27 protein-coding genes are annotated in these 17110 nt (G+C 56.2%); 1 reads left to right on the top strand and 26 read right to left on the bottom strand.

The window, feature by feature from the left end; translation table 11 throughout:
- Positions 1-148 precede the first annotated feature (148 nt).
- Complete coding sequence (gene uvrA, locus LCU97_RS24705) at positions 149-2983, top strand: excinuclease ABC subunit UvrA (protein WP_232778008.1); 2835 nt, start codon at positions 149-151, stop codon at positions 2981-2983.
- Between the two features lie 75 nt (positions 2984-3058).
- Here the strand turns inward: uvrA and bfr are convergent, their stop codons facing one another.
- From bfr to rplB, 26 genes are all read right to left on the bottom strand, one after another.
- A complete protein-coding gene (bfr, locus tag LCU97_RS24700; RefSeq protein WP_053151943.1) occupies positions 3059-3523 on the bottom strand; it encodes a bacterioferritin in 465 nt (154 codons plus the stop codon).
- A gap of 158 nt (positions 3524-3681) precedes the next feature.
- A complete protein-coding gene (locus LCU97_RS24695) occupies positions 3682-5130 on the bottom strand; it encodes a catalase (protein WP_053151945.1) in 1449 nt (482 codons plus the stop codon).
- Between the two features lie 219 nt (positions 5131-5349).
- Entirely contained in the window at positions 5350-5736 is a 387-nt protein-coding gene (rplQ, locus tag LCU97_RS24690) for a 50S ribosomal protein L17 (RefSeq protein ID WP_024778333.1), read from the bottom strand.
- Between the two features lie 42 nt (positions 5737-5778).
- The gene (locus LCU97_RS24685; RefSeq protein WP_053151947.1) at positions 5779-6780 is read right to left on the bottom strand and encodes a DNA-directed RNA polymerase subunit alpha; all 1002 of its coding nucleotides are present in this window, start codon (positions 6778-6780) and stop codon (positions 5779-5781) included.
- A gap of 22 nt (positions 6781-6802) precedes the next feature.
- Positions 6803-7423: a 30S ribosomal protein S4 gene (gene rpsD, locus LCU97_RS24680; protein WP_003176404.1), complete on the bottom strand. Its 621-nt coding sequence runs from the start codon at positions 7421-7423 to the stop codon at positions 6803-6805.
- Between the two features lie 18 nt (positions 7424-7441).
- Positions 7442-7831 carry a 30S ribosomal protein S11 gene (gene rpsK, locus LCU97_RS24675; protein ID WP_002555466.1) on the bottom strand — a complete coding sequence of 130 codons (390 nt, stop codon included), beginning with the start codon at positions 7829-7831 and terminating at the stop codon, positions 7442-7444.
- A gap of 30 nt (positions 7832-7861) precedes the next feature.
- The gene (rpsM, locus tag LCU97_RS24670) at positions 7862-8218 is read right to left on the bottom strand and encodes a 30S ribosomal protein S13 (protein WP_053151949.1); all 357 of its coding nucleotides are present in this window, start codon (positions 8216-8218) and stop codon (positions 7862-7864) included.
- Between the two features lie 130 nt (positions 8219-8348).
- A complete protein-coding gene (gene rpmJ / locus LCU97_RS24665; RefSeq protein WP_002555468.1) occupies positions 8349-8465 on the bottom strand; it encodes a 50S ribosomal protein L36 in 117 nt (38 codons plus the stop codon).
- Between the two features lie 30 nt (positions 8466-8495).
- Positions 8496-9824: a preprotein translocase subunit SecY gene (gene secY / locus LCU97_RS24660; protein ID WP_053151951.1), complete on the bottom strand. Its 1329-nt coding sequence runs from the start codon at positions 9822-9824 to the stop codon at positions 8496-8498.
- A complete protein-coding gene (rplO, locus tag LCU97_RS24655; RefSeq protein ID WP_003186032.1) occupies positions 9825-10262 on the bottom strand; it encodes a 50S ribosomal protein L15 in 438 nt (145 codons plus the stop codon).
- 3 nt (positions 10263-10265) lie between these two features.
- Positions 10266-10442 carry a 50S ribosomal protein L30 gene (rpmD, locus tag LCU97_RS24650; RefSeq protein WP_003176408.1) on the bottom strand — a complete coding sequence of 59 codons (177 nt, stop codon included), beginning with the start codon at positions 10440-10442 and terminating at the stop codon, positions 10266-10268.
- A 2-nt stretch (positions 10443-10444) separates the two neighbouring features.
- Positions 10445-10945 carry a 30S ribosomal protein S5 gene (rpsE, locus tag LCU97_RS24645; protein ID WP_003186035.1) on the bottom strand — a complete coding sequence of 167 codons (501 nt, stop codon included), beginning with the start codon at positions 10943-10945 and terminating at the stop codon, positions 10445-10447.
- 3 nt (positions 10946-10948) lie between these two features.
- A complete protein-coding gene (gene rplR, locus LCU97_RS24640) occupies positions 10949-11299 on the bottom strand; it encodes a 50S ribosomal protein L18 (RefSeq protein ID WP_003186037.1) in 351 nt (116 codons plus the stop codon).
- Positions 11300-11309: 10 nt separating this feature from the next.
- Positions 11310-11843, bottom strand: coding sequence for a 50S ribosomal protein L6 (gene rplF / locus LCU97_RS24635; RefSeq protein WP_024077677.1), 534 nt, complete (start codon positions 11841-11843; stop codon positions 11310-11312).
- Positions 11844-11855: 12 nt separating this feature from the next.
- On the bottom strand, positions 11856-12248 hold the full coding sequence (gene rpsH / locus LCU97_RS24630; protein WP_011063773.1) for a 30S ribosomal protein S8: 393 nt from the start codon (positions 12246-12248) through the stop codon (positions 11856-11858).
- A 209-nt stretch (positions 12249-12457) separates the two neighbouring features.
- Positions 12458-12763, bottom strand: a complete 306-nt coding sequence (gene rpsN, locus LCU97_RS24625; protein ID WP_003186042.1) for a 30S ribosomal protein S14 — start codon at positions 12761-12763, stop codon at positions 12458-12460.
- Positions 12764-12776: 13 nt separating this feature from the next.
- A complete protein-coding gene (gene rplE / locus LCU97_RS24620) occupies positions 12777-13316 on the bottom strand; it encodes a 50S ribosomal protein L5 (protein ID WP_017123249.1) in 540 nt (179 codons plus the stop codon).
- Between the two features lie 20 nt (positions 13317-13336).
- Complete coding sequence (gene rplX, locus LCU97_RS24615; protein ID WP_003186046.1) at positions 13337-13651, bottom strand: 50S ribosomal protein L24; 315 nt, start codon at positions 13649-13651, stop codon at positions 13337-13339.
- An 11-nt stretch (positions 13652-13662) separates the two neighbouring features.
- Positions 13663-14031 (bottom strand): 50S ribosomal protein L14, encoded by a 369-nt coding sequence (gene rplN / locus LCU97_RS24610; RefSeq protein WP_024778329.1) that lies wholly within the window; start codon positions 14029-14031, stop codon positions 13663-13665.
- Positions 14032-14054: 23 nt separating this feature from the next.
- Complete coding sequence (rpsQ, locus tag LCU97_RS24605; protein WP_003194644.1) at positions 14055-14321, bottom strand: 30S ribosomal protein S17; 267 nt, start codon at positions 14319-14321, stop codon at positions 14055-14057.
- A 2-nt stretch (positions 14322-14323) separates the two neighbouring features.
- Entirely contained in the window at positions 14324-14515 is a 192-nt protein-coding gene (rpmC, locus tag LCU97_RS24600) for a 50S ribosomal protein L29 (RefSeq protein WP_002555481.1), read from the bottom strand.
- The gene (rplP, locus tag LCU97_RS24595) at positions 14515-14928 is read right to left on the bottom strand and encodes a 50S ribosomal protein L16 (RefSeq protein ID WP_003186052.1); all 414 of its coding nucleotides are present in this window, start codon (positions 14926-14928) and stop codon (positions 14515-14517) included. The genes rpmC and rplP overlap by 1 nt, the downstream gene beginning before the upstream one ends.
- A gap of 12 nt (positions 14929-14940) precedes the next feature.
- Positions 14941-15627 carry a 30S ribosomal protein S3 gene (rpsC, locus tag LCU97_RS24590; RefSeq protein WP_024778328.1) on the bottom strand — a complete coding sequence of 229 codons (687 nt, stop codon included), beginning with the start codon at positions 15625-15627 and terminating at the stop codon, positions 14941-14943.
- Positions 15628-15640: 13 nt separating this feature from the next.
- Positions 15641-15973 carry a 50S ribosomal protein L22 gene (rplV, locus tag LCU97_RS24585; RefSeq protein ID WP_003103908.1) on the bottom strand — a complete coding sequence of 111 codons (333 nt, stop codon included), beginning with the start codon at positions 15971-15973 and terminating at the stop codon, positions 15641-15643.
- 11 nt (positions 15974-15984) lie between these two features.
- On the bottom strand, positions 15985-16260 hold the full coding sequence (gene rpsS / locus LCU97_RS24580; protein ID WP_002555486.1) for a 30S ribosomal protein S19: 276 nt from the start codon (positions 16258-16260) through the stop codon (positions 15985-15987).
- A 16-nt stretch (positions 16261-16276) separates the two neighbouring features.
- Positions 16277-17101, bottom strand: a complete 825-nt coding sequence (gene rplB / locus LCU97_RS24575) for a 50S ribosomal protein L2 (RefSeq protein ID WP_053151953.1) — start codon at positions 17099-17101, stop codon at positions 16277-16279.
- Positions 17102-17110: the final 9 nt, after the last annotated feature.

The following is a 17110-nucleotide window of genomic DNA, read 5'->3' as shown; positions in this document are numbered from 1 at the left end:
TACCAGTCCCATCGATTGAGGGGGTATATGGCGACCGTTTGCCGCGCAGTCTTCATGTATGACTGAAAACTCACTTTCAATAGTGTGTATCCATCCAGTATTTACCCGTATACTCCTACGTTTTCGACGCCCGCCGAGCGAGGCCACTTTGGACAAGATCCTGATTCGTGGGGCCCGTACCCACAACCTGAAGAACATCGACCTGACCCTGCCGCGGGACAAGCTGATCGTCATCACCGGCCTGTCCGGATCCGGCAAATCATCCCTGGCTTTCGATACCCTGTACGCCGAAGGCCAGCGACGCTATGTCGAATCGTTGTCGGCCTACGCCCGGCAGTTCCTGTCGATGATGGAAAAACCCGACGTCGATACCATCGAGGGCCTGTCGCCGGCGATTTCCATCGAACAGAAATCGACCTCCCATAACCCGCGGTCGACGGTCGGCACCATCACCGAGATCTACGACTACCTGCGCCTGTTGTATGCGCGGGTCGGGACCCCCCGCTGCCCTGACCACGACATTCCCCTGGAAGCCCAGACCGTCAGCCAGATGGTCGACCTGGTGCTGGCCCAGCCTGAAGGCAGCAAGTTGATGCTGCTGGCACCCGTCATCCGTGAGCGCAAAGGCGAGCACCTGCTGGTCTTCGAAGAATTGCGCGCTCAGGGCTTCGTGCGTGCAAGGGTCAACGGCAAGCTGTGCGAGCTGGACGAACTGCCGAAGCTCGATAAACAGAAGAAACACTCCATTGATGTCGTGGTGGACCGCTTCAAGGTGCGCCCAGACCTGCAGCAACGCCTGGCCGAATCCTTCGAGACAGCACTGAAGCTGGCCGACGGCATCGCTCTGGTAGCGCCAATGGACGACGAACCCGGCGAAGAAATCATTTTTTCGGCACGCTTCGCCTGCCCGGTCTGCGGCCATGCCATCAGCGAACTGGAACCCAAGCTCTTCTCCTTCAACAACCCGGCCGGCGCCTGCCCGACCTGCGACGGCCTGGGGGTCAAGCAGTTCTTCGACACCAAACGCCTGGTCAATGGCGAACTGACCCTGGCCGAAGGCGCGATTCGCGGCTGGGACAGGCGTAACGTCTACTATTTCCAGATGCTCGGGTCGCTGGCGGCCCACTACAGGTTCAGCCTGGACAAACCTTTCAATGAACTGCCCACCGAACAACAGAAGTACATCCTGCACGGCAGTGGTTCGCAGAATGTCGATTTCAAGTACCTGAACGATCGCGGTGACATCGTCAAACGCTCCCACCCGTTCGAAGGCATCGTACCGAACCTTGAGCGGCGCTACCGCGAGACCGAATCGGCGAGCGTACGGGAAGAACTGGCCAAGTTCCTCAGTACACAGCCCTGCCCCGATTGTCGTGGCACCCGCTTGCGTCGCGAAGCACGACATGTCTGGGTTGGCGAAAAGACCCTGCCGGCGGTGACCAGTCTACCGATCGGCGACGCCACCCATTATTTCGACGGCCTTAAACTGACCGGTCGCCGGGGTGAAATTGCCGACAAGATCCTCAAGGAGATCTGCGAACGCCTGCAGTTTCTGGTGAACGTGGGTCTGGATTACCTGACCCTGGACCGTAGCGCGGACACGCTGTCGGGCGGCGAAGCCCAGCGTATTCGCCTGGCCAGCCAGATCGGTGCTGGCCTGGTGGGGGTGATGTACATCCTGGACGAACCGTCCATCGGTCTGCATCAACGGGATAACGATCGGCTGCTCGGGACCCTCAAGCACTTGCGGGACATCGGCAACACCGTGATCGTGGTCGAGCACGACGAAGATGCGATCCGCCTGGCGGATTACGTGGTGGATATCGGTCCGGGTGCCGGCGTGCATGGCGGAAACATCGTCGCCCAAGGCACCGCAGCCGAAGTCATGGCGCATCCGGACTCCCTCACCGGCAAATACTTGTCGGGCCGTGTGAAGATCAAGGTCCCGGCCAAACGCACGCCCCGCAACAAGAAACTGTCGCTGACGCTCAAGGGCGCGCGAGGCAATAACCTGCGCAACGTCGACCTGGAGATTCCGATCGGCCTGCTGACCTGCGTCACAGGTGTGTCCGGCTCCGGCAAATCGACCCTGATCAACAACACCCTGTTTCCCCTCAGCGCCACGGCCCTGAACGGCGCCACCACCCTGGAAGCCGCCCCCCACGACAGCATCAAGGGGCTGGAGCATCTGGACAAGGTGGTCGACATCGACCAGAGCCCGATCGGCCGTACGCCGCGCTCCAACCCGGCGACTTATACCGGATTGTTCACGCCGATCCGCGAACTGTTCGCCGGCGTACCGGAATCCCGCTCCCGTGGCTACGGCCCGGGTCGGTTCTCGTTCAACGTCAAGGGCGGGCGCTGCGAGGCCTGCCAGGGCGACGGCCTGATCAAGGTGGAAATGCACTTCCTGCCGGATATCTATGTGCCGTGTGACGTGTGCAAGAGCAAGCGCTACAACCGCGAAACCCTGGAGATCAAGTACAAGGGCAAGAACATCCACGAAACCCTCGAGATGACCATCGAAGAGGCCCGGGAGTTCTTCGACGCGGTGCCTGCCCTGGCGCGCAAGCTCCAGACGCTGATGGATGTTGGGCTTTCCTATATCAAGCTCGGGCAGTCGGCGACGACTCTCTCCGGTGGCGAGGCCCAACGGGTCAAGCTGTCCCGCGAGCTCTCCAAGCGTGACACCGGCAAGACCCTGTATATCCTCGACGAGCCGACCACAGGCCTGCATTTTGCCGATATCCAGCAACTGCTCGACGTGCTACATCGCCTTCGCGACCATGGCAACACCGTGGTGGTGATAGAACACAACCTGGACGTGATCAAGACCGCCGACTGGCTGGTCGACCTGGGTCCGGAAGGTGGTTCCAAGGGTGGGCAGATCATCGCCGTCGGTACACCTGAACAGGTAGCCGAGATGAAGCAGTCCCATACCGGCCATTACCTCAAGCCGTTGCTGGAACGTGACCGGGACTGATTCGTTCCGGGCATGGAAAAGCCCCTGCCATCTCATCGATGACAGGGGCTTTTGTTTTTGTGTGGAGAATCCCGATCAGCACTGCGATTGCAGGTAATTCTCCAACCCGACCAATTTGATCAGACCCAACTGCTTTTCAAGCCAGTAGGTATGGTCTTCCTCAGTGTCGTTGAGCTGGACGCGCAGGATCTCGCGGGTCACGTAGTCGTTGTGCTGCTCGCACAGCTCGATACCTTTGCACAGTGCCGCGCGGACCTTGTATTCCAGGCGCAAGTCGGCCGCCAGCATATCGGGTACAGTCGTGCCGATGTCCAGATCATCCGGGCGCATCCGCGGAGTGCCTTCGAGCATCAGAATCCGACGCATCAGCGCATCGGCGTGCTGAGTCTCTTCTTCCATCTCATGGTTGATACGTTCGTAGAGTTCGGTAAACCCCCAATCTTCGTACATCCGTGAGTGGATGAAATATTGGTCACGGGCTGCCAGCTCACCGGTCAGCAACGTGTTGAGGTAATCGATTACGTCTGGGTGACCTTGCATCGCCCTACATCTCCACAAGCTTTGAAAGGCTGTAGTTTGAACCATGCTGACTGTAAGGTCACTCGTTCATCGCAAGAAAAGCGAAGAAAATCCGAGAAAAGCAGGACAAATAACGCAAAAACCGCCCAAATGAGGGCGGTTCTGCTTCTCGTTTAGACTTAGTTAAGCTGTACACCCAAAGCTTTTGCGATACCTTCCCCGTATGCGGCGTCAGCCTTGAAGAAGTGCTGCAACTGACGATCCACGACATCTGCCGATACACCGGCCATCGCCCCGGCGATATTGCTGATCAGCAGGGCCTTCTGCTCATCGTTCATCAGCCGGAACAGCGCACCTGCGTGGCTGTAGTAATCGGTATCTTCACGATGATCGTAACGATCAGCCGCTCCATTCAGCGCCAGTGCCGGCTCGGCATAACGTGGGGCCTGCTTCGGCGCTTCCACATAGCTGTTCGGCTCGTAGTTGGGCGCCGCGCCGCCATTGCTACCGAATGCCATCGCACCGTCGCGTTGATAGGTGTTGACGGGGCTGCGAGGGGCATTCACCGGCAATTGCTGGTGATTGGTGCCAACGCGGTAGCGGTGTGCATCGGCGTAGGCGAATACGCGGCCTTGCAGCATACGATCCGGCGAAAGCCCCACGCCTGGAACCATGTTGCTCGGCCCGAATGCCGCCTGCTCCACCTCAGCAAAGTAATTCAGTGGGTTGCGATTGAGTTCAAGCTCACCGACTTCAATCAGTGGAAACTCTTTCTGTGACCAGGTCTTGGTCACATCGAACGGATTTTCGTAATGCGCGGCGGCCTGGGCTTCGGTCATGATCTGGATGCAAACGCTCCATTTCGGGAAATCACCGCGCTCAATGGCGTTGAACAGGTCACGCTGGGCGTAGTCCGGATCGGTACCCGCCAGGCGTGCAGCCTCGGCCGGCGACAAGTTCTTGATGCCCTGCTTGGTCTTGTAGTGCCATTTCACCCAATGACGCTCACCTTGAGCGTTGATCAGGCTGTAAGTGTGGCTGCCAAAGCCGTGCATGTGGCGATAGCCATCGGGAATGCCACGATCGGAAAACAGAATGGTGATCTGGTGCAGCGCCTCAGGCGAATGCGACCAGAAATCCCACATCATCTGAGCACTCTTGAGGTTGCTTTGCGGCAGACGCTTCTGGGTGTGGATAAAGTCGGGAAACTTCAATGGATCGCGAATGAAGAAGACCGGGGTGTTATTACCTACGATGTCCCAATTACCTTCCTCGGTATAGAACTTAAGGGCAAAACCACGGGGATCACGCTCAGTATCGGCAGAGCCACGCTCGCCCCCTACTGTGGAAAACCGCAGGAAAGTGGGCGTCTGCTTGCCAACCGACTCGAACAGCTTGGCGCTGGTGTATTGAGTGATATCCCGGGTTACGGTGAAAGTACCATAAGCCCCCGACCCTTTGGCATGCACACGGCGCTCAGGGATGTTCTCTCGGTTGAAATGAGCAAGCTTCTCAATGAGATGAAAGTCATCGAGCAGCAGCGGGCCACGGGGGCCGGCGGAGCGAGAATTCTGGTTATCGGCGACAGGAGCGCCGCTTGCGGTGGTAAGCGTTTTGGTCTGGCTCATGCTCAATCTTCCTCGGTCGGTCTTTGAACTGCCGGCTAATCGGCTGGAAAGGAGTATTGATCATGTTAGTTACAGTATCCAAATTCATTAAATCATAGATATCGATAGTCATTATCTAACGTTGCAGCCTTGCTATAACGAAGCCGGGCGAAACGGGTTTGACTTTTCCGCGGGCATAAAAAAACCGGGCACCAGGCCCGGTTTTTTTATGATGCCGTCTTACTCAGCGGATACAGCTTCACCGCCGGTAGCACGATCAACCAACTCGACATACGCCATAGGCGCGTTGTCGCCAGCGCGGAAACCGCACTTCAGGATGCGCAGGTAGCCACCCTCACGGGTAGCGTAACGCTTGCCCAGGTCGTTGAAGAGCTTACCAACGATGGCTTTCGAACGAGTACGGTCGAAAGCCAGGCGGCGGTTAGCCAGGCTGTCTGTCTTGGCCAGAGTGATCAGCGGCTCGGCAACGCGGCGCAGTTCTTTGGCTTTCGGCAGTGTAGTTTTGATCAACTCGTGCTCGAACAGCGACACCGCCATGTTTTGGAACATGGCCTTGCGGTGCGAGCTGGTGCGGCTCAGGTGACGACCACTTTTACGATGACGCATGGTTCATTCCTTACCAAACACTACGTTCGGTGATTACGACGATCAGGCAGTCGCCTTGTCGTCCTTCTTAAGACTTGCAGGCGGCCAGTTGTCGAGGCGCATGCCGAGGGACAGACCGCGGGAGGCCAGAACGTCCTTGATTTCAGTCAAGGATTTCTTGCCCAGGTTCGGAGTCTTCAACAGCTCTACTTCGGTACGCTGAATCAGGTCGCCGATGTAGTAGATGTTTTCCGCCTTAAGGCAGTTAGCCGAACGTACAGTCAGTTCCAGATCGTCAACCGGGCGAAGCAGGATCGGATCGATCTCGTCTTCCTGCTCGACAACCACTGGCTCACTGTCACCCTTGAGGTCGACGAACGCAGCCAACTGCTGTTGCAGGATGGTTGCAGCACGGCGGATAGCCTCTTCAGGATCCAGGGTACCGTTGGTTTCCAGATCAATAACCAGCTTGTCCAGGTTGGTACGCTGCTCGACACGGGCGTTTTCCACCACGTATGCGATACGGCGAACCGGGCTGAACGAAGAATCGAGCTGCAAGCGACCGATGCTGCGGCTTTCATCTTCATCGCTCTGACGCGAGTCTGCCGGCTCATAACCACGACCACGAGCTACGGTGAGCTTCATGTTCAGGGCGCCGTTAGACGCCAGGTTAGCGATTACGTGATCGGGGTTAACGATCTCGACATCATGATCCAGCTGAATATCGGCAGCGGTAACCACCCCCGAACCCTTCTTCGACAAGGTCAGCGTAACTTCGTCACGACCGTGCAGCTTGATAGCCAGACCTTTAAGGTTCAACAGGATTTCAATGACATCTTCCTGTACGCCTTCGATGGCGCTGTACTCGTGGAGTACACCGTCAATCTCGGCCTCGACTACTGCACAGCCGGGCATTGAGGACAACAGGATGCGGCGCAGCGCGTTGCCCAGGGTGTGGCCAAAACCGCGCTCGAGAGGCTCGAGAGTGATTTTGGCTCGGGTTGGACTGACAACCTGCACATCAATATGGCGGGGTGTCAGGAAATCATTTACCGAACTCTGCATGGATGCACCTATTTTCTAGCCCTTACTTGGAGTAGAGCTCGACAATCAGGCTTTCGTTGATGTCGGCGGACAGATCACTGCGAGCTGGAACGTTCTTGAAAACGCCCGACTTCTTCTCAGTGTCTACTTCTACCCATTCTACGCGGCCACGTTGGGCACACAGATCGAGAGCTTGGACAATGCGAAGTTGATTTTTTGCTTTCTCGCGAACAGCAACCACGTCACCAGCACGAACCTGGTAGGACGGAACGTTCACGGTTTGACCGTTAACGCTGATCGACTTGTGCGATACCAGCTGACGGGATTCGGCACGAGTCGAACCAAAGCCCATACGGTATACAACGTTGTCCAGACGGCATTCGAGCAGTTGCAACAGGTTTTCACCGGTTGCGCCTTTCTTGCCAGCAGCTTCTTTGTAGTAGCCGCTGAATTGACGCTCGAGAACGCCGTAGATACGACGGACCTTCTGCTTTTCACGCAGCTGGGTGCCGTAATCGGACTGGCGACCGCGGCGCTGGCCGTGGATACCAGGTGCTGCTTCGATGTTGCACTTCGATTCGATCGCGCGCACGCCGCTCTTCAGGAAGAGATCAGTGCCCTCGCGACGAGCGAGTTTGCATTTTGGACCAATGTAACGAGCCATTCTTTACAATCTCCTGGATTACACGCGGCGCTTCTTCGGCGGACGGCACCCGTTGTGCGGGATTGGCGTCACGTCGGTGATGCTGGCGATCTTGTAGCCGCAGCCGTTCAAAGCACGGACTGCAGATTCACGACCTGGACCTGGACCCTTGACGTTTACGTCGAGGTTTTTCAGGCCGTATTCCAGCGCAGCTTGACCAGCACGCTCAGCAGCTACTTGAGCAGCGAACGGGGTGGACTTGCGGGAACCGCGGAAACCCGAACCACCGGAGGTAGCCCAGGAAAGAGCGTTACCTTGACGGTCGGTAATGGTCACGATGGTGTTGTTAAAAGAAGCATGGATGTGGGCGATGCCATCAACCACTGTCTTTTTAACTTTTTTACGAGGACGAGCAGCAGGTTTTGCCATGATTAAATTCCTGTCGATTCGCTGGGGCGATTACTTGCGGATCGGCTTACGCGGGCCTTTACGGGTACGCGCGTTGGTCTTGGTACGCTGACCGCGTACTGGCAGACCACGACGATGACGCAGACCGCGATAGCAACCGAGGTCCATCAAGCGCTTGATTTTCATGTTGGTTTCGCGACGCAGGTCACCTTCAGTGGTGAACTTCGCCACTTCGCCACGCAGCTGTTCAATTTGCTCGTCGCTCAGATCTTTGATCTTTGCAGCTGGGTTGACCCCAGCGTCTGCACAGATTTTCTGTGCAGTAGTGCGACCAACACCATAGATGTAGGTCAGCGAGATAACAGTATGCTTGTTATCTGGAATGTTGACGCCTGCAATACGGGCCATTCAGTGGGACTCCAATTGACAGCTACCTACGCCCCGGAAGCCAAGAAATAGGGCGCGAGATAATATCGCTGTAATAACAAATAATCAACCCGGCAGCGCACTAGCTGCCGGGCTTAAAGCACAATCACACTCAGCCTTGGCGCTGTTTGTGACGCGGTTCCGCGCTGCAAATTACTCGAACAACACCTTCGCGGCGAATAATCTTGCAGTTACGGCACAGCTTTTTCACCGATGCACGAACTTTCATCACCAACTCCTCGAACCTTATGGACGCTACTCAGCGCAACATGCCGCTGCCGTAGCCCTTCAGGTTGGCTTTCTTCATCAGGGATTCGTACTGGTGCGAAACGAGGTGCGATTGTACTTGGGACATGAAGTCCATCACAACCACGACCACGATCAGCAACGAGGTCCCGCCAAGGTAGAACGGTACGTTTGCCGCAACCACCAGGAACTGGGGCAACAGGCAGACGGCCGTCATGTAAAGAGCACCGAACATGGTCAAACGGGTCAGAACGCCATCAATGTAGCGTGCCGACTGTTCACCAGGACGGATACCCGGAATAAAGGCACCGGACTTCTTCAGGTTTTCCGCTACGTCTTTCGGATTGAACATCAACGCCGTATAGAAGAAGCAGAAGAAAATAATCCCTGCACTAAACAGCAGAATATTCAACGGCTGACCAGGAGCGATCGACTGCGAGAGGTCCTGCAACCAGCCCATACCTTCAGACTGGCCGAACCAGGCACCCAACGAAGCCGGGAACAGCAAGATGCTGCTCGCGAAAATAGCCGGAATAACACCAGCCATGTTCACCTTCAACGGCAAGTGGCTCGTCTGCGCAGCAAATACCTTGCGGCCCTGCTGACGCTTGGCGTAGTGAACAGCAATACGACGCTGACCACGCTCGATGAACACCACAAAACCGATAATCGCTACTGCCAGCAAACCGATGGCAACCAGAGCGAAAATATTGATATCACCCTGACGCGCAGACTCGAAAGACTGCCCGATCGCTCTCGGAAGACCGGCAACGATACCTGCGAAGATCAACATCGAGATACCGTTGCCAACACCACGCTCAGTAATCTGCTCACCCAGCCACATCATGAACATCGCGCCCGCCACGAAAGTGGTTACCGCGACGAAATAGAAGCTGAAGTCAGCAGTGAACGAAACGCCCTGTCCTGCCAGACCGATGGACATGCCAATGGCCTGGACAAGAGCGAGAACGACAGTGCCGTAGCGGGTGTACTGGCTGATCTTGCGACGGCCAGCTTCACCTTCCTTCTTCAACTGCTCCAGCTGCGGGCTGACAGCGGTCATCAGTTGCATGATGATCGATGCCGAAATGTACGGCATGATCCCCAGCGCAAAGATACTCATCCGCTCCAGCGCGCCGCCGGAAAACATGTTGAACAAGCTAAGAATGGTCCCCTCATTCTGTCGAAACAGGTCTGCGAGTCGGTCCGGGTTGATACCTGGAACCGGGATGTGTGCGCCTATTCGGTAGACGATAATCGCCAGGAACAGAAAACGCAGACGAGCCCAGAGTTCAGACATACCGCCTTTGCCGAGCGCAGAGAGAGCACCTTGCTTAGCCATTTATTCCTCGAACTTGCCGCCAGCTGCTTCGATAGCCGCACGCGCACCTTTGGTGGCGCCGATTCCCTTTCCGATGGTGACAGCACGAGCAACTTCGCCCGACAGCATGATTTTCACACGCTGAACGTTCTGGTTGATCACGTTGGCGTCCTTCAGGGACTGCACGGTGACGATGTCGCCGTCCACTTTAGCCAGCTCGGACAGACGCACTTCTGCACGGTCCATGGCCTTCAGGGAAACGAAACCGAACTTCGGCAGGCGACGATGCAGCGGCTGTTGACCGCCTTCAAAGCCTGGAGCAATAGTGCCACCGGAGCGGGAGGTCTGACCTTTGTGACCACGGCCACCAGTCTTGCCCAAACCACTACCGATACCACGGCCCGGACGATGCTTTTCGCGACGGGAACCCGGCGCTGGACTCAGATCATTGAGTTTCATCGATTAACCCTCGACACGCAGCATGTAGTAAGCCTTGTTGATCATCCCGCGGTTCTCGGGAGTATCCTGGACTTCTACAGTGTGACCGATGCGACGCAGACCCAGACCCTTAACGCACAGTTTGTGGTTAGGGATACGGCCGGTCATGCTTTTGATCAGCGTAACTTTTACGGTAGCCATGATCAGAAGATCTCCTTGACGCTTTTGCCACGCTTGGCGGCAATGGATTCAGGAGACTGCATTGCTTTCAAACCCTTGAAGGTGGCGTGAACCACGTTCACTGGGTTAGTCGAGCCGTAGCACTTGGCCAGAACGTTCTGAACGCCAGCAACTTCGAGGACAGCACGCATGGCGCCGCCGGCGATGATACCGGTACCTTCAGAAGCAGGCTGCATGTACACCTTCGAAGCGCCATGGGCAGACTTCATTGCGTACTGCAGAGTGGTGCCGTTCAGATCAACCTGGATCATGTTGCGGCGAGCAGCTTCCATTGCCTTCTGGATCGCAGCAGGCACTTCACGCGACTTGCCACGGCCGAAGCCAACACGGCCCTTGCCGTCACCTACCACGGTCAACGCGGTGAAAGTGAAGATACGGCCGCCTTTTACGGTTTTGGCTACGCGGTTAACTTGAACCAGCTTCTCGATGTAGCCTTCGTCGCGCTTTTGGTCGTTATTGGACATAACTTAGAACTCCAGCCCAGCTTCACGAGCAGCATCAGCCAGCGCCTTGACGCGGCCGTGGTACTTGAAGCCAGAGCGGTCGAAAGCCACCTGCGAGACGCCAGCGGCTTTAGCACGCGTAGCGACCAGCTGGCCAACCTTAGTGGCCGCGTCGATGTTGCCGGTAGCACCATCACGCAGTTCTTTATCCAAAGTCGAGGCGCTTGCCAGGACCTTGTTGCCGTCGGCCGAAATGACCTGGGCGTAGATGTGCTGCGAAGAGCGGAACACGCAGAGACGCACGACTTCGAGTTCGTGCATTTTCAGGCGTGCTTTGCGAGCGCGACGCAGTCGAGTAACTTTTTTGTCGGTCATTTGCTATGCCCTACTTCTTCTTGGCTTCTTTACGACGGACGACTTCGTCCGCGTAGCGCACACCTTTGCCTTTGTACGGCTCTGGTGGACGGAAGTCGCGGATCTCGGCGGCCACTTGACCTACCAGCTGCTTGTCGATGCCCTTGATCAGGATATCGGTCTGGCTAGGGGTCTCAGCGGTGATGCCTTCCGGCAGTTCGTAATCCACAGGGTGCGAGAAGCCAAGAGCCAGGTTCAGAACCGAGCCTTTTGCTTGCGCTTTGTAACCAACACCGACCAGCTGGAGCTTGCGCTCGAAGCCCTGGCTTACGCCTTGGACCATGTTGTTTACCAACGCACGAGTGGTACCAGCCATTGCGCGAGTCTGTTGATCGCCATTGCGAGCAGCGAAACGCAGCTCACCGGCTTCCTCAACGATCTCAACGGACGAATGGATGTTCAGTTCAAGAGTGCCCTTGGCACCCTTCACCGAAAGCTGTTGGCCTGCGAATTTGACTTCGACACCGGCTGGCAGCTTAACGGGGTTCTTAGCGACGCGAGACATGCTTATCCCCCCTTAGAACACAGTGCAAAGAACTTCGCCGCCGACACCGGCAGCGCGCGCAGCACGATCAGTCATCACACCCTTGTTGGTGGAGACGATAGACACGCCCAGACCGCCGCGAACTTTCGGCAACTCCTCGACGGACTTGTACTGACGCAGGCCTGGACGGCTAACGCGCTTCACTTCCTCGATGACCGGACGGCCTTCGAAGTATTTCAGCTCGATGGACAGCAGAGGCTTGATTTCGCTGCTGATCTGATAACCCGCGATGTAACCTTCGTCCTTCAGGACTTTTGCTACAGCCACCTTCAACGTGGAAGACGGCATGCTTACGACGGACTTTTCAGCCATCTGGGCATTACGGATTCGAGTTAGCATGTCCGCTAACGGGTCCTGCATACTCATGGGCTAGACGCTCCTAATGCAAAAAAATTAGCCTTGCGGCTACTACGTGTCGCCGAGAAACTCCGGGCATGAAAAACACGGGCTCAGGCGAGCCGGTCATTCTAGACACACCCCAGAAATGAATCAAGCCCCAAAAGGGGCTTGATTCGGCTTCAAGGCCACCGGCGGTCAGGATCCTGAGACCCTGAGCACCGGGACTTTGACAGTGCTTACCAGCTGGCTTTGACCAGACCTGGAACGTCACCACGCATTGCAGCTTGACGCAGCATGTTACGGCCCAGGCCGAACTTGCGGTACACGCCGTGCGGACGACCAGTCAGGCGGCAGCGGTTACGCATGCGCGAGGCGCTTGCGTCACGTGGCTGCTTCTGCAGCGCAACGGTAGCTTCCCAACGCGCTTCTGGACTTGCGTTCAGATCAACGATGATAGCTTTCAGCGCTGCACGCTTGGTGGCGTACTTGGCAACGGTGAGCTGACGCTTCAGCTCACGGTTTTTCATGCTCTTCTTGGCCATTTTCCTACTCCAATCAGTTGCGGAACGGGAATTTGAAAGCACGCAGCAGAGCGCGACCTTCTTCATCCGATTTGGCAGTGGTGGTCAGGGTAATGTCCAGACCGCGCAGAGCATCGATCTTGTCGTAATCGATTTCCGGGAAAATGATCTGCTCTTTCACGCCCATGCTGTAGTTGCCACGACCATCGAAGGACTTGGCATTCAGGCCGCGGAAGTCGCGAACCCGAGGCAGGGAGATCGACAGCAGACGATCCAGGAACTCATACATACGATCGCGACGCAGGGTCACTTTGACACCGATCGGCCAACCTTCGCGGACTTTGAAGCCAGCGATGGATTTACGAGCGTGAGTCACAACGACTTTCTGGCCGGTGATCTTCTCCAGGTCAGCTACCGCGTGCTCGATGACTTTCTTGTCGCCGATCGCTTCGCCCAGACCCATGTTCAGGGTGATCTTGGTAATGCGCGGAACTTCCATCACGTTCGCCAGCTTAAGTTCTTCCTTAAGCTTCGGTGCGATTTCCTTCCGGTAAATCTCTTTCAGTCGTGCCATGGTCTTCTACCTAGCAGTGTTCAAGCATCAACCGCTTTTTGGGTCGACTTGAAGACACGAATTTTTTTGCCGTCTTCTACTTTGAAACCAACGCGGTCAGCCTTGTTGGTTTCGCCGTTGAAAATGGCGACGTTGGAAGCGTGCAGTGGCGCTTCTTTCTCGACGATACCGCCCTGTACGCCCGACATCGGGTTAGGCTTGGTATGACGCTTGACCAGGTTCAGACCACCAACAACCAGACGGTTGTCAGCAAGAACCTTAAGCACCTTACCGCGCTTGCCCTTGTCTTTGCCGGCGATCACGATGATCTCGTCGTCACGACGAATCTTTTGCATGTCGGATCTCCTTACAGCACTTCTGGGGCGAGCGAGACGATCTTCATGAACTTCTCAGTACGAAGTTCACGGGTCACTGGCCCAAAGATACGGGTGCCGATTGGCTCTTGCTTGTTGTTCAGCAGAACAGCAGCGTTGCCATCAAAGCGGATGATGGAGCCGTCTGCACGACGAACACCGTGGCGAGTGCGGACTACAACAGCAGTCATCACTTGACCTTTCTTCACCTTACCGCGAGGAATTGCTTCCTTGACGGTAACTTTGATGATGTCGCCAATAGCAGCGTAACGACGATGGGAGCCACCCAGCACCTTGATGCACATAACGCGGCGAGCGCCGCTGTTATCGGCCACATCAAGCATGGATTGAGTCTGAATCATATAATTTCTCCGACCCCTAGCCCTTAGACTTCCACAGCGCGTTCGAGAACATCAACCAGCGCCCAAGATTTGGTCTTGGCCATCGGACGGGTTTCACGAATAGTGACCTTGTCGCCGATGTGGCACTGATTGGTTTCGTCGTGCGCGTGCAGCTTAGTCGAACGCTTAACGTATTTACCGTAGATCGGGTGCTTTACGCGACGCTCGATCAGAACGGTGATGGTTTTGTCCATCTTGTCGCTGACAACACGGCCAGTCAGCGTACGGACAGTTTTTTCGGCTTCTGCCATGATTACTTACCTGCCTGCTGGTTGAGCACAGTTTTCACGCGAGCGATGTCACGCTTAACTTGCGAGAGCAGATGAGACTGCCCCAACTGGCCAGTTGCCTTCTGCATACGCAGATTGAACTGGTCGCGCAGCAGGCCGAGCAGTTGCTCGTTCAGCTGCTGTGCGGATTTTTCACGAAGTTCATTCGCTTTCATCACATCACCGTCCGTTTAACAAAGGAGGTGGCGAGCGGCAGCTTTGCAGCAGCCAGGGCGAAAGCCTCACGCGCCAGCTCTTCAGAAACACCCTCGATTTCATACAGGACTTTGCCTGGCTGAATCTGGGCAACCCAGTACTCCACGTTACCCTTACCTTTACCCATCCGCACTTCGAGAGGCTTCTTGGTGACAGGCTTGTCCGGGAATACACGGATCCAGATCTTGCCGCCACGTTTTACGTGACGGGTCAGAGCACGACGCGCTGACTCGATCTGACGAGCGGTGAGACGACCACGAGCAACAGACTTCAGCGCGAACTCGCCGAAGCTGACTTTGCTACCGCGCAGTGCCAGGCCACGGTTGTGACCGGTCATCTGCTTGCGGAACTTCGTACGCTTTGGTTGCAACATTTGGCGTACCCCTTACTTAGCAGCTTTTTTACGAGGCGCTGGTGCTTGTGGCTTCAGCTCTTCTTGGCGACCACCAATTACTTCGCCTTTGAAGATCCAAACCTTTACACCGATCACACCGTAGGTGGTGTGAGCTTCGTAGTTGGCATAGTCGATGTCGGCACGCAGGGTGTGCAGTGGCACACGACCTTCGCGATACCATTCAGTACGTGCAATTTCAGCACCGCCGAGACGACCGCTCACTTGGATTTTGATGCCCTTGGCACCAATGCGGATGGCGTTCTGTACAGCGCGCTTCATAGCGCGACGGAACATTACGCGACGCTCCAGCTGCTGAGCTACGCTCTGCGCAACCAGCATACCGTCGAGCTCCGGCTTGCGGATCTCTTCGATATTGATGTGCACAGGCACACCCATTTGCTTGGTCAGGTCCTGACGCAGCTTCTCAACATCTTCACCTTTCTTCCCGATAACGATACCTGGGCGAGCGGTGTGGATGGTGATACGTGCTGTCTGAGCCGGACGATGAATATCGATACGGCTTACGGACGCGCTTTTTAGTTTGTCTTGGAGATACTCACGCACCTTCAGATCAGCGAACAAGTAGTCCGCATAAGTCCGACCGTCTGCGTACCAGACGGAGGTGTGCTCCTTGACGATTCCCAGGCGAATGCCAATGGGATGTACTTTCTGACCCATCTCTTCGACTCCGTTACTTGTCAGCAACCTTGACAGTGATATGGCAAGACCGCTTGACGATGCGATCAGCACGGCCTTTGGCACGTGGCATGATGCGCTTCAGCGAACGCCCTTCGTTAACGAAAACGGTGCTGACCTTCAGGTCATCAACGTCTGCGCCTTCGTTATGCTCGGCGTTGGCTACGGCCGACTCCAGCACTTTTTTCATGATCTCGGCGGCTTTCTTACTGCTGAAAGCCAACAGGTTGAGCGCTTCGCCCACCTTCTTCCCGCGGATCTGGTCGGCGACCAAGCGGGCTTTCTGGGCGGAGATTCGAGCGCCCGACAACTTAGCGGCTACTTCCATTTCCTTACCCCTTAACGCTTGGCTTTCTTGTCAGCCACGTGCCCACGGTATGTGCGGGTACCGGCGAACTCGCCCAGTTTGTGGCCGACCATGTCTTCGTTCACGAGAACCGGGACGTGCTGGCGACCGTTGTGTACAGCGATGGTCAGACCGACCATCTGTGGCAGGATCATCGAACGACGCGACCAGGTCTTGACTGGTTTGCGATCGTTCTTTTCCGCCGCCACTTCGATCTTCTTCAGTAGGTGAAGATCAATAAAAGGACCTTTTTTCAGAGAACGTGGCACTGTCGTATCCCTCTATTTACTTGCGACGACGGACGATCATTTTGTCGGTACGCTTATTACCACGAGTCTTCGCGCCCTTAGTCGGGAAGCCCCATGGCGATACCGGATGACGACCACCAGAGGTACGACCTTCACCACCACCATGTGGGTGGTCAACCGGGTTCATGGCAACACCACGAACGGTTGGGCGAACGCCACGCCAGCGCTTGGCACCAGCTTTACCCAACGAACGCAGGCTGTGCTCGGAGTTCGAGACTTCACCCAAGGTCGCACGGCATTCAGCCAGTACTTTACGCATCTCACCGGAACGCAGACGCAGGGTAACGTAGACACCTTCACGGGCGATCAGCTGAGCCGAAGCACCAGCGGAACGAGCGATCTGCGCGCCTTTACCTGGCTTCAATTCGATGCCGTGTACGGTGCTACCAACTGGAATGTTGCGCAGTTGCAGAGCGTTGCCCGGCTTGATCGGCGCCAGAGCACCAGAGATCAGCTGGTCGCCAGCGCTCACGCCTTTAGGGGCAATGATGTAGCGACGCTCGCCATCTGCGTACAGCAGCAAAGCGATGTGAGCAGTACGGTTTGGATCGTATTCGATACGCTCGACGGTGGCAGCGATGCCATCCTTGTCGTTGCGACGGAAGTCGACCAGACGATAATGCTGCTTATGACCACCACCCACGTGACGTGTGGTGATGCGGCCATTGTTGTTACGACCACCAGACTTCGACTTCTTCTCGAGCAGCGGTGCGTGAGGAGCGCCTTTATGCAGCTCCTGATTGACCACCTTGACCACAAAACGGCGGCCAGGGGAAGTCGGTTTGCATTTAACGATTGCCATGATGCACCC

It is taken from the genome of Pseudomonas uvaldensis (assembly GCF_021271205.1).
GTDB classification, from domain to species: domain Bacteria; phylum Pseudomonadota; class Gammaproteobacteria; order Pseudomonadales; family Pseudomonadaceae; genus Aquipseudomonas; species Aquipseudomonas uvaldensis.
The sequence above is the reverse complement of the archived record's forward strand: the minus strand, read 5'-3'. Positions and strand labels throughout refer to the sequence as shown.